Consider the following 15,962-nt stretch of genomic DNA (forward strand, 5'->3'; position numbering starts at 1 on the left):
CTTACACCATACCCTCGAAGAACTCGATGGTCTTGGACTCCTCGGTCAGAGTCACAACGGCCTTCTTCCAGCTGGCCCGACGGCCCTGGGGATAACGGCCCATGCGCTTGACCTTACCCTGCATGTTCAGGGTGTTAACCTTCGCCACGTTCACGCCGAAGATCTCCTCGACTGCCTTGGCGATCTCGATCTTGTTGGCGTCCTTGGCGACCTCGAAGGTGTACTTCTTCTCGGTGGCCAGCATCATGGACTGCTCGGTGACGATGGGGCGCTTAATGATATCGTAAGCGGTCTTCATTAGGCGAACACCTCCTCGATGGTGGCCAGCGCAGCCTTGTCGATGATCAGCTGGTTGGCGTTGACAATGTCATAGACATTGATCAGGTTGGCGGGAGTGGTGACCACGCCGGGAATGTTGCGAGCGGACTTGACCACGTTGGCGCAGCTGGTGACAACCACAGCCTTGTCGGCCTCCACGGCGTTCAGGAAGCCCTGGAAGGTACGGGTCTTAATCTCGTTCATGCCCAGGCCGTCCACCACCAGCAGGTTGCCGGAGGCAGCCTTAGCGGACAGAACGGACTTCAGGGCCAGACGCTTCACCTTCTTGTTGAGGGTGTAGCTGTAATCGCGGGGCTTGGGAGCGAACACGATACCGCCGTGGGTCCACTGAGGAGCACGGGTGGAACCCTGACGGGCGTGACCGGTGCCCTTCTGGCGCCAGGGCTTGCGGCCGCCGCCGGAAACCTCGGCACGGGTCAGAGCGCTCTGAGTGCCCTGACGGCAGTTGGCCAGGTGATTCTTGACCACATCGTGAACGACGTACTGGTTGGGCTCGATGCCGAAGATGGACTCGGAGAGCTCGACCTCGCCGATCTGCTTACCGGCCATATCATAAAGGTTAGCTTTAGGCATTTGTCATTCTCTCCTTTCTTACTTGTTACGCGCAGAGGCCTTCTGGGGATTGACACGGGCGGAAGCCTTCTGAGGATTGACGCGGCCAGCCTCGGTGACCTTCTTCTCCATGACCTTCTTGACGGAGCTGCGCAGAGCGACCACGCCGCCCTTGGGGCCGGGGATAGCGCCGCGCACGGCAACCAGGCCCATCTCCTCGTCGACCACCACAACGTCCAGGTTCATCACAGTGACCTGCTCGTTGCCCATCTGGCCGGCGCCGATCTTGCCCTTGAAGATGCGGGAAGGATCGGTGCTGGAGCCCATAGAACCGGCGTGACGGTGCACAGGACCGGTACCGTGGGTATTCTTCAGGGTGTGAGCGCCCCAGCGCTTGACGACGCCCTGATAGCCGTGACCCTTGCTGATGCCGGTCACGTCCACGCGATCGCCCACGGCGAACACGGTGGCGTTGATCTCGTCGCCCACGTTGAGCTCGGCGGCGTTATCCAGCTTGAACTCCTTCAGGACGCGCAGGACCTTGCCGGACTTCTTGCTGTGGCCCACCTCGGGCTTGGACAGCTTGCGCTCGGGAACTTCCTCAAATCCCAGCTGAACGGCGGTGTAGCCGTCCTTTTCCTCGGTCTTCTTCTGCACCACGGTGCAGGGGCCTGCCTGGATGACAGTGACCGGGATGACCTTGCCGGCTTCATCGAAGATCTGGGTCATGCCCAGCTTCTTGCCGATAATGGCCTTTTGCATGTGTATTCCTCCTTAATAAGGTTATTGGTTGAAAAACGTGAGACATTGGGTGCTCATTGGTTTTCCAACATGACCCGCTCACCTCAATTGAGCGGTGAGCTGCGGGTACAACAAAGTTGTGTGAGAGTCAGTTGTAATGTTGTCACGTTCCAAAGCCTTCGCGACGGTCGCTTTCCCTTCGACTCGCTTTCCAAACTCGAAGTGCTGCTCACTTCTCCTTTGAAAAGCTCGCTACGGTCCAAGCTTCCTGCTCCCGGCTTTTCCACGCTTCCTTACAGCTTGATCTCGATGTCCACACCAGCGGGCAGGTCCAGGCTCATCAGAGCCTCCACAGTCTTGGCAGAGGGCTTCACCACGTCAATCAGACGCTTGTGAGTGCGACGCTCAAACTGCTCACGGCTGTCCTTGTACTTGTGGACAGCGCGCAGGATGGTGACCACTTCCTTCTTGGTGGGCAGGGGGATGGGGCCGGAGACGGTGGCGCCGGAGCGCTTGGCGGTCTCCACGATCTTCTCGGCGGCCTGGTCGATCAGCTGATGATCGTAAGCCTTGAGCCGAATGCGAATCATTTCTTTCTGAGCTGCCATTTGGGTTTTCCTCCTTAATAACATACGAAGTGATGATTGGTCGTCCCTTCGTACGGTGAAAAACTCCGTCCACGTTTCCGTGCGTATCACTCTGGGGCATGAATAAAACCGGCACAAAAGCTGGCCGGTTTCACCCATTTCCCGGCGATATACGCCGTGAACTGAGTCTCTCAGCCGCCCGATTCTCGGACATACTCCGCGGAAGTTACCTCGTTTTCACGAGCAATCTCCCGCATCATCGCATAGTGCACCCTTTGCAGGCGCTTGATTATTGTACTATATACACTTTGTAAAGTCAAGGGAAAATTCAAGTTTTTTCGCTGCAAACTCCGCCAGTTCCCGGGGAAAACCAGGGGGTTTTTGTGTGCAATTTGACCTTTGCTTTTCCGGCCTCCAGGCCCTCAAAACCTCTGCCGCTCTCCTGACGTTTCCGCCCCCCATGCGGCGCTGTGGTAGGGGCCGTGGCTTGCCCGGCCCGCTTTGCCGGGGGCCTGTTCTTCTCCCATGTCTCAGGCGCAAACCTGCGCCCCAACGGGGGACGCTCCGCTGGGCCCGATTTCTCCACGATGAGAAATCGGGGAAAGAATCGCTTAGGGCGTTCCCCCCTAAGAACCTCCCCGGGGTACGAGGCTGACCCTGCGTCAGTTCTACGGTCGGCCCTGGCACCGGTGGGGTCACATGGATGGTCTGGCAAGTCTATGGACCGTGCCCCCTTCTCTGTGAGACGGCACCGCTCCTTCCAGGGCCTTACCCTGGTGTGCGGCGTTCCCGCCGCCGGGAACGGTGCGCCGAGCCCTAGGCCTTTACCCTCAATTAAAATCCGTGCCGCCCAGCGGCACACCACAATTCTTCATTATTCATTCTTCACTATTCATTACCCACAACAGCCGCCGCTGCAACCGCAAGAACTCCCCTGCCCCTCTCTCAGATGGCTGGGCAGAGACTCGTCCTCTTCAATCCACTCCTTCTCCACATCCACAATGCGGTACTCCGTCTGGGTGTCCCGGATGACCAGCTGGGAGATGCCCGCGTTGATGATGAGGCGGCGGCACATGGAGCAGGAGGTGGACCCGGCCATGAGCTCCCGGGTCTTGGGGTTGACGCACACCATATATAAGGTGGCCCCCAGCACTTCCCGGCGGGAGGCGGAGATAATGGCGTTGGCCTCGGCGTGCACCGAACGGCACAGCTCGTACCGCTCCCCGGAGGGGATGTTCATGGCCTCCCGGGTGCAGTAGCCCAAATCGATGCAGTTTTTCCGGCCACGGGGAGCCCCGTTGTAGCCGGTGGACACGATCTCGTCGTTTTGGACGATGATGGCCCCATAGTGGCGGCGCAGGCAGGTGGAGCGCTCGGACACCGTCTGTGCAATGTCCAGATAATAGTTTGTCTTGTCAATGCGTGGCATGGGACCATCCCTCCATATTTCGTACTGCCTGCCATTATATCAGCCTTTTTTCCGTGACACAACGGTCAAATTCACATTTTGTTTACCGTTACCCCATTGACGTTGTCAAGGGTTGCGATTATCATAATAGTAAACAATACAGCGACGCCTTAGGCTGTCAGGAGGTAAGAACCTGTGATTCGTCAATATCTCAGCCGTTTTATGACTGGCCGCTATGGCATGGACCAACTCAATCTGTTTCTCATGGTCACCTATCTGGTGCTCTACCTGGTGTTTTTCCTCACCGGGCTGTGGGTGCTGGACATGATCGTACTGGTACTATTACTGGTGGTGCTGTTTCGGATGCTGTCCCGGGACATCTACCGCCGTCAGGCAGAAAACACCCGGTTTCTCCAGATTGTCCGGCCCATCCAACATAAATTCCGCACCTTCCGCACCCGGATGAAAGACCGGGAGCACCGTTACTTCAAGTGCCCCAGCTGCGGCCAGCAGATGCGGGTGCCCCGAGGCAAGGGACGTATCACCGTCCACTGCCGCTCCTGCGGGGCCACCTTTGAGGAAAAAAGTTAAAAAAATGGGTCGGACGAACGTCCGACCCATTTTTTATGCAATTACTTGTTCTGGTTGGGCTGCTTGACCTGCACAGAGTCCTTGGTCATGGGACGGCGCAGCAGGCGGAAGTTGGGCATACCGCCGGCCTCGCACACCCGGCTGACCAGGGTGTCGGCGTAGCAGAACAGCTGCTCGTAGCAGCGCACGTGGAACTCCTTCTTATCGTCGTCGGTGACCTCACCAGTGACCTGGAACAGGCCCACCAGCTCCACAGAGGCGAAGAAACGGTGATCGGGGTTGTCGGTCTTGTCCTTCACGCACTGATACAGCTTGGCCACGCACTTGGTGGAGTCCGCGTTGTACTTGACGGTGAAATTGGAGTTGTTCTCCAGCTGGACCTGCCCAGCCTTGTCCAGCTTGTTGAAAAACTGGAGGTCCTCCAGCTTGTAGGAAAGCATTTGCAAATCTGCCATGGTTGGCACCTCGCCCTTCTTGTTGATTTTTCCTGTGTTCCATTGTACCATAGAGATACCATGGCCGGACGTCTCTGACGCCCCTCGCCTTTGGCGACACTGCCGCTATTGTACCATAACTTGACAGGGTGTGCAACCGTCCTTGTGTAAATTTCTCTCTCTTTTGCACACACGCCCCCTGGCTTTTCGAGGTGATTTTTATGAATGATACCATTGCCGCCATTGCCACCGGGCACCAGGCCACTGCCATCGGCATCCTCCGCCTCTCGGGGCCCCAGGCCATTTCTGCCCTGGACCAGGTGTTTACCCCCGCCCGTGGCAAGCCCATGGCAGAGCAGCCCAACCGCCTGCTGGTGTACGGCACCCTCCACGACGCCCAGGGCAACGCCCTGGACCACTGCCTGGCCACCGTCTCCCGTGGCCCCCACAGCTATACGGGAGAGGACACCGCCGAGCTGCAATGCCACGGCTCCCCGGTGCTGCTGACCATGGCCCTAGAGGCCCTGTTTGCCTGTGGGGTGCGCCAGGCCCAGGCGGGCGAGTTCACCCGGCGGGCCTTCCTGGCGGGAAAAATGGATTTGACCCGCACCGAGGCGGTGGCAGACCTCATCCACGCTGAGACCCAGGGGGCGGTGTATCAGGCCGCCGGACAGCTGGGGGGCGCTCTGGCCCAGGTCATTGAGGACATCTACCACCAGCTCACCGCCCTTATGGCCCACTTCCACGCCGTCCTGGACTACCCCGACGAGGACATCGACCCCTTCGAGGCCCAGGAGATTGCCGACACCCTGGGCCAGACGGAGAAACAGCTGGACCAGCTCACCGCCACCTATCAGCGGGGCAAAGCCCTGGTGGAGGGGATTCCCTGCGCCATTGTGGGCAAGCCCAACGCCGGAAAATCCACCCTGTTCAACGCCCTGCTGGGCTATGACCGGGCCATCGTCACCCCCATTGCCGGCACCACCCGGGACACCGTGGAGGAGCGGCTGAACCTGGGGGGCGTGCTGCTGCGCCTCATCGACACCGCCGGACTGCGGGACAGCGACGACCAGGTGGAGCAGCTGGGGGTGGAGCGCAGCCGGGAAGCCCTGCGCCGCTCCGAGTTGACCCTGGTGGTGGTGGACGCCTCCCGGCCCCGGGACGAGGAGGAGGAAGAGCTGCTGCGGCTGGCCGCCCAGAACGGCCCCACCATCCTGGTGTACAACAAGGAGGACCTGCCCTCCGCCGCTCCCCTGCCCCAGCCCCCCACCGGGGTGGAAACGGTGACCCTGTCCGCCCTCACCGGGGACGGCATCGACCAGCTGGAGCTGGCCATCGGCCGCCTGTTCCCCCACGACCCCGGCCTGCGCCCCGGAGCGCTCCTCACCAACGCCCGCCAGGCCCAGGCCGCCGCTCAGGCCCGGGACTGCCTCACCCGTGCCCAGCTGGCCCTCCAGGCCGGGCTCTCCCCCGACGCCGTCCTCACCGATGTGGAAGACGCCCTACAATATCTGGGTCAGCTCACCGGGCGCGTGGTGCGGGACGACATTACTTCCCAAATTTTCCAGCGCTTTTGCGTGGGTAAATGACAGTTTTTGTCACTTTTTAGGGGTTGACACCATATCTATGGATAGCCTTCCACCACTCACACACCATGTGGAAAACTTTGTGGAAGCTGTGGAAGTCTCTCTCACCGGGAAAGGCAGACCGCCTTTCCCGGTGTCTTTTTTTGCACCCTGCTGCGCGCATTTTTGTCCGCCACAGGCGGCCAAAACCACACTTGCAGGGCGAGAAGTATGGGATCCCATGCGCATGTCCTGGGATTCCATGCATTTCCATGTTTCCCGCCTGGCGGCGGGAACTCTGCGAGGTTGTTCCCCCCTTCCCTGCCACACAGGCCGCTATAGGTGGTGGGTTGTTTCCCGTTTGTTGCCGATGTTTGGCTATCCTGGGGGGATACTGGACTTTTCTCTCCCCCTGTGCTAAGATGCTCTCATCCCCACCCTGGGGAGAGAAAGAGAGAGAGTTTATGAACAAGAACGTTTCCAACGCCTATGCTGGGTTTGCCCAGCGCCTGGGGTTGCAGATGGACGACAGTGGTGGCCTGTACGGCCAGCGGGGCGGCTACGCCTGGACCATCTTCGCCACGGACCCCCGCTATCCCTATCAGCTTTTGGTGACCACCCCCGTCCACCGCACCGCCGGACCTCTCAGCAAAGAGGAGGTGCGCCAGTTCAAGCGGGAGCACAAGGAGATTTTTCTCCTCCATCAGCGCCAGAACGCCATCTCCATCACCGTCCGGGTCAAGGGCTCCAAGGGGGCAGATCGGCTGGAGGCGGCCATGAACGCCCTCACCGAGCTGCTGCGCACCCAGTCCTTCCGGCCCTGCTGCCAGAACTGCGGCCAGGAGCTGCCTGTGGAGGGCTACTTTGTCTCCGGCGGCTACATGCAGGTGTGCGACAACTGCGCCCAGGCCCTGAAGCAGTCCCACAACACCGCCCAGGCCCAGCGGACCCAGAAGAGCGAGAACGTGGTGGGCGGCATCGTGGGCAGCCTCATCGGCTCCCTGCTGGGAGTGCTGTGCATCATCCTGCTCAGCCAGTTGGGCTATGTGGCCGCCCTGTCCGGCCTCATCATGGCCGTGTGTACCCTCAAGGGCTATGAGATGCTGGGGGGCAAGCTGTCCAACCGGGGCATTGTCATCAGCATTGTGGTGATGATTGTCATGACCTTTGTGGGAGACCGGATCGACTGGGCCATTCTGGTGTCTCAGCAACTGGAAATGCCCCTGCCCATGGCCTTCCAGGCCGTGCCCGTGCTGCTGGCCGAGGAGATCATCGTGCCCTCTGCCTACTGGACCAACCTGGTGCTGCTGTATGTATTCATGTTGGGCGGCGCTGTGCCCACCATCCGCAGCTCCATCCGCAACCGCCGATTTGTGGATGTGGTGTACCGCCTGGGCCACCCGCCTGTGGAACTGTAAGGAAAAAGCCGCTGTGCAAAGGCTGCACAGCGGCTTTTTTGTCAGTTGCGGGTTGATAAGCGGTCTGCCACCACTCGGGCGGCCTTGACGCCGGAGGCGCCCGCCTGGGCCAAGCCACGGGTGACACCGGCGCCGTCGCCCACGGCGAAGAAGCCGGGCAGGGCGGTCTCCAGCTGGTTGGACAGGGAGATGCGGGCGGAGTAGAACTTCACCTCGGCACCATACAGCAGGGTGTCATAGTTGGCGGTACCGGGGGCCAGCTTGTCCAGGGCGTAGATCATCTCGATGATGTCGTCCAGCTGCCGCTTGGGCAGAGCCAGGGACAAATCGCCGGGGACGGCGGCGGTGAGGGTGGGCCGCACAAAGGACTTGGACAGGCGGTGCTCATTGGTGCGGATGCCGGACACCAGGTCCCCGAACCGCTGCACCAGCACGCCACCCGCCAGCATGTTGGACAGAGAGGCGATGTGCTTGCCGTAGCGGTAGGGCTCATTGAAGGGCTGGGTGAAGCGGTTGGACACCAACAGGGCGAAGTTGGTGTTGCGGCTTTGCAGCTTGGGGTCGGAGTAGGAGTGGCCGTTGACGGTGTTGATGCCCTCCACGTTCTCCGCCACCACGTGACCGTAGGGGTTCATGCAGAAGGTGCGCACCGAGTCGCCGTACTGCTTGGTGCGGTACACCAGCTTGGACTCGTACACCACGTCGGTGATGTGCTCGAAGACGGTGGCGGGCAGCTCCACCCGCACGCCGATGTCCACCTGGTTGTTGATGAGCTCCAGACCCAGCCCCTTGCACTGGTTGGCAAACCACTCCGCGCCGGAGCGGCCAGGGGCGGCGATGAGATAGGGGGCGTTGAAGGTGTCCCCGTTCTCGCTGGCCAGGGTGTAGGTGCCGTCGGCCTCCACGGTGATGGAGCGGATGGCGGTGCGGAACCGGAAGTCGTGATTGTCCCGGATGTGCTCATAGATGTTGGTCAAAATGCGCAGGTTGTTCTCGGTGCCCAGGTGCTTGCACCGGGCCTGGAGCAGGTGCAGGTCGAACTCCAGAGCCTTTTTCTCCAGCTCCCGGGCCTGGGGGGTGGTGGTGGAGAAGCACTGGGTGGTGGCGCCGTGCTGGACATTGATGGAGTCCACGTAGTCGATGAGCTCCATCACCTCTTCCTGGCTGAGGAAGTCGGTGAGCCAGCCGCCGAAATCGGTGGTAAAGTTAAATTTGCCATCGGAGAAGGCCCCGGCTCCGCCGAAGCCGCACATGGTGTCGCACACCTTGCAGTTGATGCAGGCCTTCACTTTGCCCGCCACAATGGGACAGCTGCGGTGGTAGATATCGGCGCCCTGGTCCACCACCAGCACCTTGGCCTCGGGGCAGCGCAGCGCCAGCTCATAGGCGGCAAAAATGCCCGCCTCTCCGGTGCCCAGCACCATAACATCATAACGATTGGTCATGAACGTTCCTCATTTCCGTAATAGTAGGGGCAAAGCCCCGATGCAGTATAGCAGAGGTTTGGGATTGTTGCAATGGAGTTTTCTGTCAAGAAAGGCCCCTTCGACTAAAATCCGTGCCGCTATGCGGCACACCTTACTTCTTCACTCTTCACTATTACCTATTCCCTGCCCTTTATCCTTCCCCGGTACCAGCCCGTCACCCCGTGTTTTTTCACCAGGTAGCCCCGGCTGCATTCGGTAACCAGGGCCAGCCGGTCCCCCGCCTGGATGGGGAGCTCATAGTCGGTGGTGTCCTCGGTGTGGGTCAGGCCGTCGCTCTGGCGGGTGTACAGGTAGTGGCGCAAAATCCACATCTCCCGCCCGGTGGACACGTGGCGGCACCAGCACACGTCCTCCCCCTCCTCTAAAATCTCCACCACGCTGTCGCTCCAGCGGATGTTAAAGGAGTCCTGGGACGGCGCCTGGTCGTCCAGGGCCGTCACCACCGGCAGGCCGTCATAGGCCACATAGTCCATGTGCTCCTGGGTGATGTCGGGGATGATGAGGGCGTTGAGCTGGCCATCCACCTTGAGCACACAGCCGCCGTCAATGGAGACGATGTGCTGGTCCTCTTTCATCCAGGGCCGGGCCACAGGAATGTCGGTGCGGTAGAGGGTCACCGGCCAGTGGCCCACCACCACCCAGTGGTGGAAGTTCCGGCCCTGGCCCACAAAGTTGTCGTTTTTCATACAGCCGTAGGCGGGCAGGGACTCCATGTCCTCCTCCCGGTCAATGCCGCCGTGGACAAAAATGTACCGCCCTGCCTGTAGGATGTGGGCCATCCCCCGCAAATATGCCACCTCCCGGGGCATTTTTTCCAAAATCTCCGCCCGCAGCTGGGGCAGGTCTTCCGGCCCCTGGGGGTGCAGCCCCAGCTCCGCCCCCATCTGGAGGATGAGGGAGCGGCGGTCCCAGGTGCGAAACACCGGCCACAGGGCCTCGTCAATGCCCGGCCGCCCCTCCAAAAAGATGAGGTCCAGGTGGTCGCAGTTGCCGCACAGGGGGTACACGGTGTGGGTCTCCCCCAGCTCCATGAGATAGCGCAGGAGGCCCAGGCTCTCCTCCCCTTTTTCAAACAAGTCTCCCACCAGGACGAGCACATCTTCAGGGGTAAATTCGGCTTTTTTCAGTACGCCACGAAAAAAGGGCAGGTTTCCGTGGATATCGCTGATGGCCAGCACCCGTCTGCCCGGGGCAATGTCAGGCCGTAGGACCTTAGCTGTGGAACTCATGGGACTCATCCTTCCGTGTGGCATGTATTCCCTTTTATCATATCACGACTTCTCCCCCGGTGCAAAAGAAACCCGCCGCAAGGCGGAGTGAAAAAAACCGTTTACTTCATCGCTTCAATGTGTTAGGATAAACGTATCAGAAACTACCCATCCACAAGGAGGAGCCTATGCCCAAAGTAGCGAGCAAGGAGCGCAGCATGGCGCTGTATGAGAGCATTGTGCAGCTGAAGAGCGTGGAGGAGTGTTGCGCCTTTTTTGATGATTTGTGTACCGTGGGAGAGCTGCGGGCCATGGAGCAGCGGTATGATGTGGCCCGCCTGCTGGACCAAGGGCTGGTGTACACCGAGATTCTGGAGAAGACCGGGGCCAGCTCCGCCACCATCAGCCGGGTCAACCGGATTTTCTCCTTCGGCACCGGAGGCATGCACCGGATGATTCAGCGGCAGAAAGAGGACCAGGAGCCCTCAGAATAACGTCCCAACAACAAGCAGGAGGAAGAGCCAGCTTTGGCTCTTCCTCCCATTGTCCATACACAGCCCGGTCTTCATCTTGACATTCCTCCGAAAACGGGCTATCATATAAGCGAAGGGTGCTGCCGGTGACGGTTGTCCCCCAGCGTTTACGTAAGAAGTAACCGGAAGTTTGGAGGACTGGCGGTTACTTCTTTTTTATGTTCTGAAACAGAGCAATTATCCCCACGACTAAAATGCCAATCTGAATCAAATCAGAAAATGTCACATATGTCACCGGGACCACCCCCTTTCTAAAGGGGGCAAGAAGCACCCCCTTATGAAGCAGGGGGGACAAACCGCCAACCGTATGGTAGCACCCACATCATGATACCGGATACGACACAAAATAGCAAGCCCCCAGGCCGTTTGGCCTGGGGGCTGTTTAGTTTAGTTGTTTTCTCCTAGTGTATGTACTTCAACATCTGCACAAGATACTCTCCAGCAAGACCGGTTTCATCTCGATCCAATGTTCTTCTGTCAAATTCACAAAATCCATTGGAAGAATAAAACTCAATTAACTTCGGCTTGTCCTCACATTCCACATAAGTTACCCTGCCTCCCAGCTCCAGCTGAATTTTGGACACCTTATCGCAAGCTAACTTCAGTAACTCGTCTCCTGTCATCAAGCAGTTCAAGCCATTGGTGTAGTTCTTTCCCAACTGGGCAATCAGTGGAGCGGATAACGTGTAAGAGCGAATCGTTGGGTCATATACTGCAAACTTGGCAATTCGTTTCGCCAACGACCCAGATAAGCGATTTTTCTTGACGGTAATATACTTATTGGCCAAGGTAAAATACCCGGCTATCTCTGCCTTTCCCCGATAAGATGCATACACAATGTGTGTTTGAGACAAGCTGCGTTTAGAAAACTCCACTGCCTTCTGAGTGAAGAAATTCTCCACATCTTCATTAAGCGGGCACGAAAAAGAGGAAAGGAGCTCTTTGGTACGTTCTTCTCCAAGCTCCTCCACCATAAGTTTTAAATTGACAACTTTATACCCCGTCATCTCTCATGCCCCAAACATCTTGCGAATATCCTCTCGGGACGCCTCAGAATGGGACCGTTGCATAACAACGTCTTTCTGTGACTTTCCTCCTGCATTCTCCAAAGCCCGTACCAGTGCAAGTGCAGATTTTCTGTCCTTGATGTGAATGGTTTTCAAAATGCTCTTGGTGGACATACCTTGCACCTCCTATCTTACTTTGCTTATCTCTCCATGATATGAATCACAACCTTTAGTTGTGTTCTTATTATATCAAGATTGTTGATATTTTACATGCACGTATTGTCCAAATTTATCACATATTTGTTGTAAACAATTTCTGTAAAACCTATCTTTCAAAAGCAAGCCCCCAGGCCGTTTGGCCTGGGGACTTGTCTTATTTTGTTTATTTGAAGTACAGAGCGCCGGACTCGAAGATGGGCTGCATCTTGTCGCCCACGATGTTCACGCCCACATGGGCGCCGCACCGCTCGGAGTGGCCCATCTTGCCGAACACCCGGCCATCGGGGGAGAAAATACCCTCAATGGCGCACACCGAGCCGTTGGGGTTGCCCACCATGTCCATGGTGGGGGCTCCGGTGAGGGGGTTGACGTACTGAGTGGCCACCTGGCCGTTGGCGATGAGCTCCCGCACCACACTCTCGGGGGCCACGAAGCGGCCCTCGCCGTGGGAGATGGCGATGGAGTGCAGGTCGCCCACCTGGCTCTTGAGCATCCAGGGGGACTTCACGGAGGCCACACGGGTGGTGACATAGCGGCTCTGGTGGCGGCCAATGGTGTTATAGGTCAGAGTGGGGCAGCTGTCGTCCATGTCCCGAATCTCGCCGTAGGGCACCAGACCCAGCTTGATGAGAGCCTGGAAGCCGTTGCAGATGCCCAGCATCAGGCCGTCTCGGTTCTTCAGCAGGTCGTGGACCGCATCGGTGAGCCGGGGGTTGCGGAAGAAGGAGCAGATGAACTTGGCGGAGCCGTCGGGCTCGTCGCCGCCGGAGAAGCCGCCGGGCACAAAGATGATCTGGCTTCTGGCAATGGCCTTCTCCAACTCCACAGCGGACTGCTGGAGATCCTCGGCGGTGAGGTTGCGCACCACCACGATCTCCGCCTCCATGCCGGCCCGCACACAGGCCCGGGCGGAGTCAAACTCACAGTTGGTGCCGGGGAACACGGGGATGACCACCCGGGGCTTGGCAATGGAGCCGCTGAACACGGCGGGAGAGCGCTTCTCACAGGAGATGGTCTCCACGTCGCCGGACAGGCCCGCGTCGGTGGGGTACACGGTCTCCAGCACGCTGTCGTTGAGCTCCAGCAGCTCGGCGATGGGGGCGGTATCGTCGCCAATGGTGACGGCACCGGACTCGTCGGTGTAGCCCAGCAGCACGCCGCCCTCCACTTCCTCGGTGCACTCGGCAATGATCATGCCGGGACAGGGCGTGTACCAGGGGGCGTTGACGCCGCTCTCAGCGGTAAAGCCCACGCCGTTGCCGAAGGCCATCTTCATGACGCCCTCGGCCACGCCGTTCTCCACGGCCCAGGCGGCGGCCACCTTTCCGGTGCGGCACAGGGCGTGGAACTTCTCAAAGGCGGTGCGGTGTCCGGCGTAGTCGGTGAGGTCGGCCCCGCCGAAGAGGTACACGGGGTGGCCAGCGGCCTTAAACTCCTGGGTGATGACCTCGCCCGCCTTCACGGGAGCGATGGCAAAGGAGATGAGGGTGGGGGGCACGTCCAGTTCCATGAAGGAGCCGGACATGGAGTCCTTGCCGCCGATGGCGGCACAGTTCAGGCCCAGCTGAGCGTCCAGAGCGCCCAGCAGCGCCTGGAAGGGCTTGCCCCAGCGCTTGGCCTCGTCCCGGAGCTTCTCAAAGAACTCCTGGAAGGTGAGGTAGGCACGGGTGTAGTCGGCGCCTGCGGCCACAATCTTGGCCACGGAGGTGACCACGCTGGCCTGAGCACCCAGATAGGGGTCGGCGCTCATCCAGTCGGGGTCAAAGCCCCAGGCCATCAGGCTGGCCTGGTCGGTCTCCTGGCCGGGCTCCACGGGGAACAGGGCGGCCATGGCCTGGGCGGGGGTGCGCTGGGTTTTACCGCCAAAGGGCATGAGCACGCTGCCAGCCCCGATGGAGCCGTCGAACCGCTCGGTGAGGCCCCGGCGGGAGGCGCTCTTCAAGCTGCCGGCCATATCCCGCAGGGTATTGGCCCCGGCCACAGGCTTCACGGTGCCCTGGGGCACCTCCACCTGGGCGTGCTTGACAGCGCCATTGGTGTTCAAAAAGTCTCGGCTCAGGTTGGCGATGGTCTGGCCCTTCCAGGTCATGACCATGCGGGGGCTCTCGGTGACCACGGCCACCTGATAGGCCTCCAGGTTCTCGCTCGCTGCGGCGGCCATGAAGGCGGCGGCGTCCTCGGGGGCCACCACCACGGCCATACGCTCCTGGCTCTCGCTGATGGCCAGCTCGGTGCCGTCCAGGCCGTCATATTTCTTGCGCACGGCGTCCAGGTCGATGGTCAGGCCGTCGGCCAGCTCGCCGATGGCCACGGACACACCGCCGGCGCCGAAGTCGTTGCAGCGCTTGATGAGGCGGGTCACGTCGCCCCGGCGGAACAGGCGCTGAATCTTCCGCTCCTCGGGGGCGTTGCCCTTCTGCACCTCACTGGCCATGGTGGACAGAGAGGTCATGTTGTGGCTCTTGGAGGAGCCGGTGGCACCGCCGATGCCGTCCCGGCCGGTACGGCCGCCCAGCAGGATGACCACGTCACCGGGGGCGGGCACTTCCCGGCGCACGTGGCTGGCGGGAGCGGCACCCACCACAGCGCCGCACTCCATGCGCTTGGCGATGTAGCCGGGGTGGTAGACCTCGGCCACGTGTCCGGTGGCCAGGCCGATCTGGTTGCCGTAGGAGGAGTAACCAGCGGCAGCGGTCTGGGCAATCTTGCGCTGGGGCAGCTTGCCGGGGATGGTGTCGGAGAAGGGCACGGTGGGGTCGCCGCCGCCGGTGACACGCATGGCCTGGTGGACATACACACGGCCGGACAGGGGGTCCCGGATACAGCCGCCGATACAGGTGGCAGCGCCGCCGAAGGGCTCAATCTCGGTGGGATGGTTGTGGGTCTCGTTTTTGAACATGAGCAGCCAATCCTGCTCGGTACCGTCCACCTGGGCGGGGACGTGGATGGAACAGGCGTTAATCTCCTCGCTCTCGTCCAGCTCGGGGAGCATGCCCCGCTTTTTCAGGGTCTTGGCGCCGATGGTAGCCAAATCCATGAGGGTCTGGGGCCGCTTGTCCGCCTTCTCCTGGCCGTACACCTCCACCCGGGCGTCCAGGTAGCGCTGATAGGCGGCCTTCACGTCGTCCCGCTTGACGCTGACGCTGTCCAAGTGGGTGGAGAAGGTGGTGTGGCGGCAGTGGTCGGACCAATAGGTGTCCACCACCCGCACCTCGGTGAGGGTGGGGTCACGCCCCTCCTCGTCCCGGAAATAGGTCTGGAGGAAGGTCAGATCCGCCAGGTCCATGGCCAGGCCGTACTGGGCCAGCAGCTCTTCCAGCCCCTCCCGGTCCAGCTGGGTGAAGCCGTGGAGCACAGGCACCGCCTCGGGCACGGGGTACTGGCCCTGGAGGGTCTCGGGCTTGTCCAGACTAGCCTGACGGCTCTCCACGGGGTTGATGAGGTGGCCACGAATCTTGTCCAGTTGCTCCTCGGTGAGGGTTCCCTCCAGCACGTACACGGTGGCGCAGCGCACGGTGGGGCGCTCGCCGCCGGTCATCATCTGGAAGCACTGGGCGCAGGAGTCCGCCCGCTGGTCATACTGGCCGGGCAGGGCCTCCACGGCCACGATGGTGTGGGGCTCCTGGGGCAGCTGGGGCATCTCCTCGTCCCAAATGCCGTCCACCTGGGGCTCCGAGAGGATGGTGGTGCGGGCGGCGTCGTAGACGCTGCGCTCCACTCCCTCCACGTCGTAGCGGCGGATGACCCGCACCCCGGTGAGGGAGTCCACCCCCAGGGGGCCTTTCAGCTCTCCCATCAGGTGCCCTGCCTCCACGTCAAAGCCGGGCTTCTTTTCCACAAAGCAGCGAAATACCTTGCTCATTGCCACACTCT

General features: G+C 60.4%; 15 protein-coding genes. 4 read left to right on the forward strand and 11 right to left on the reverse strand.

Going from position 1 to position 15,962, the window contains the following annotated elements; genetic code table 11:
* Position 1: 1 nt before the first annotated feature.
* The 5 genes from rplW to B5F22_RS05990 all read right to left on the reverse strand — a co-directional run bounded on the left by rplW (position 2) and on the right by B5F22_RS05990 (position 3,648).
* Positions 2-298: a 50S ribosomal protein L23 gene (rplW, locus tag B5F22_RS05970; protein WP_087230550.1), complete on the reverse strand. Its 297-nt coding sequence runs from the start codon at positions 296-298 to the stop codon at positions 2-4.
* Positions 298-912, reverse strand: coding sequence for a 50S ribosomal protein L4 (gene rplD / locus B5F22_RS05975; protein WP_087230553.1), 615 nt, complete (start codon positions 910-912; stop codon positions 298-300). The genes rplW and rplD overlap by 1 nt, the downstream gene beginning before the upstream one ends.
* Before the next feature lie 18 nt (positions 913-930).
* Complete coding sequence (rplC, locus tag B5F22_RS05980; protein WP_087391758.1) at positions 931-1,653, reverse strand: 50S ribosomal protein L3; 723 nt, start codon at positions 1,651-1,653, stop codon at positions 931-933.
* Between the two features lie 272 nt (positions 1,654-1,925).
* On the reverse strand, positions 1,926-2,240 hold the full coding sequence (gene rpsJ / locus B5F22_RS05985) for a 30S ribosomal protein S10 (protein ID WP_087230559.1): 315 nt from the start codon (positions 2,238-2,240) through the stop codon (positions 1,926-1,928).
* Between the two features lie 874 nt (positions 2,241-3,114).
* Positions 3,115-3,648: a dCMP deaminase family protein gene (locus tag B5F22_RS05990; protein ID WP_087391760.1), complete on the reverse strand. Its 534-nt coding sequence runs from the start codon at positions 3,646-3,648 to the stop codon at positions 3,115-3,117.
* A 174-nt stretch (positions 3,649-3,822) separates the two neighbouring features.
* Here B5F22_RS05990 and B5F22_RS05995 point away from each other — a divergent pair, with 174 nt between their 5' ends.
* Positions 3,823-4,218, forward strand: a complete 396-nt coding sequence (locus B5F22_RS05995; protein ID WP_087371466.1) for a hypothetical protein — start codon at positions 3,823-3,825, stop codon at positions 4,216-4,218.
* A 41-nt stretch (positions 4,219-4,259) separates the two neighbouring features.
* On the opposite strand, the gene B5F22_RS06000 is transcribed toward B5F22_RS05995, so the two are convergent.
* Positions 4,260-4,673 carry a protein-export chaperone SecB gene (locus B5F22_RS06000; protein WP_158096737.1) on the reverse strand — a complete coding sequence of 138 codons (414 nt, stop codon included), beginning with the start codon at positions 4,671-4,673 and terminating at the stop codon, positions 4,260-4,262.
* A gap of 200 nt (positions 4,674-4,873) precedes the next feature.
* Here B5F22_RS06000 and mnmE point away from each other — a divergent pair, with 200 nt between their 5' ends.
* Both mnmE and B5F22_RS06010 read left to right on the forward strand, forming a co-directional pair.
* Complete coding sequence (gene mnmE / locus B5F22_RS06005) at positions 4,874-6,241, forward strand: tRNA uridine-5-carboxymethylaminomethyl(34) synthesis GTPase MnmE (protein WP_087391762.1); 1,368 nt, start codon at positions 4,874-4,876, stop codon at positions 6,239-6,241.
* 440 nt (positions 6,242-6,681) lie between these two features.
* Positions 6,682-7,635, forward strand: a complete 954-nt coding sequence (locus B5F22_RS06010) for a hypothetical protein (RefSeq protein ID WP_087391764.1) — start codon at positions 6,682-6,684, stop codon at positions 7,633-7,635.
* A 41-nt stretch (positions 7,636-7,676) separates the two neighbouring features.
* On the opposite strand, the gene B5F22_RS06015 is transcribed toward B5F22_RS06010, so the two are convergent.
* Positions 7,677-9,080, reverse strand: a complete 1,404-nt coding sequence (locus tag B5F22_RS06015) for an NAD(P)/FAD-dependent oxidoreductase (RefSeq protein WP_087391766.1) — start codon at positions 9,078-9,080, stop codon at positions 7,677-7,679.
* A gap of 158 nt (positions 9,081-9,238) precedes the next feature.
* Positions 9,239-10,351: a metallophosphoesterase gene (locus B5F22_RS06020; RefSeq protein WP_087391768.1), complete on the reverse strand. Its 1,113-nt coding sequence runs from the start codon at positions 10,349-10,351 to the stop codon at positions 9,239-9,241.
* Between the two features lie 167 nt (positions 10,352-10,518).
* On the opposite strand from B5F22_RS06020, the gene B5F22_RS06025 reads away from it, so the two are divergent.
* Positions 10,519-10,824 carry a YerC/YecD family TrpR-related protein gene (locus B5F22_RS06025; RefSeq protein ID WP_087230582.1) on the forward strand — a complete coding sequence of 102 codons (306 nt, stop codon included), beginning with the start codon at positions 10,519-10,521 and terminating at the stop codon, positions 10,822-10,824.
* 440 nt (positions 10,825-11,264) lie between these two features.
* On the opposite strand, the gene B5F22_RS06030 is transcribed toward B5F22_RS06025, so the two are convergent.
* The 3 genes from B5F22_RS06030 to B5F22_RS06035 form a co-directional block, all read right to left on the reverse strand.
* Positions 11,265-11,870: an N-acetyltransferase gene (locus B5F22_RS06030; RefSeq protein WP_087371483.1), complete on the reverse strand. Its 606-nt coding sequence runs from the start codon at positions 11,868-11,870 to the stop codon at positions 11,265-11,267.
* Positions 11,871-11,873: 3 nt separating this feature from the next.
* Positions 11,874-12,044, reverse strand: coding sequence for a hypothetical protein (locus tag B5F22_RS12445; RefSeq protein WP_164488798.1), 171 nt, complete (start codon positions 12,042-12,044; stop codon positions 11,874-11,876).
* 208 nt (positions 12,045-12,252) lie between these two features.
* Entirely contained in the window at positions 12,253-15,951 is a 3,699-nt protein-coding gene (locus B5F22_RS06035; RefSeq protein WP_087371486.1) for a phosphoribosylformylglycinamidine synthase, read from the reverse strand.
* Between the last annotated feature and the right edge of the window lie 11 nt (positions 15,952-15,962).

Source organism: Pseudoflavonifractor sp. An187, from assembly GCF_002160275.1.
Taxonomy (GTDB): Bacteria; Bacillota; Clostridia; order Oscillospirales; family Oscillospiraceae; genus Enterenecus; species Enterenecus faecium.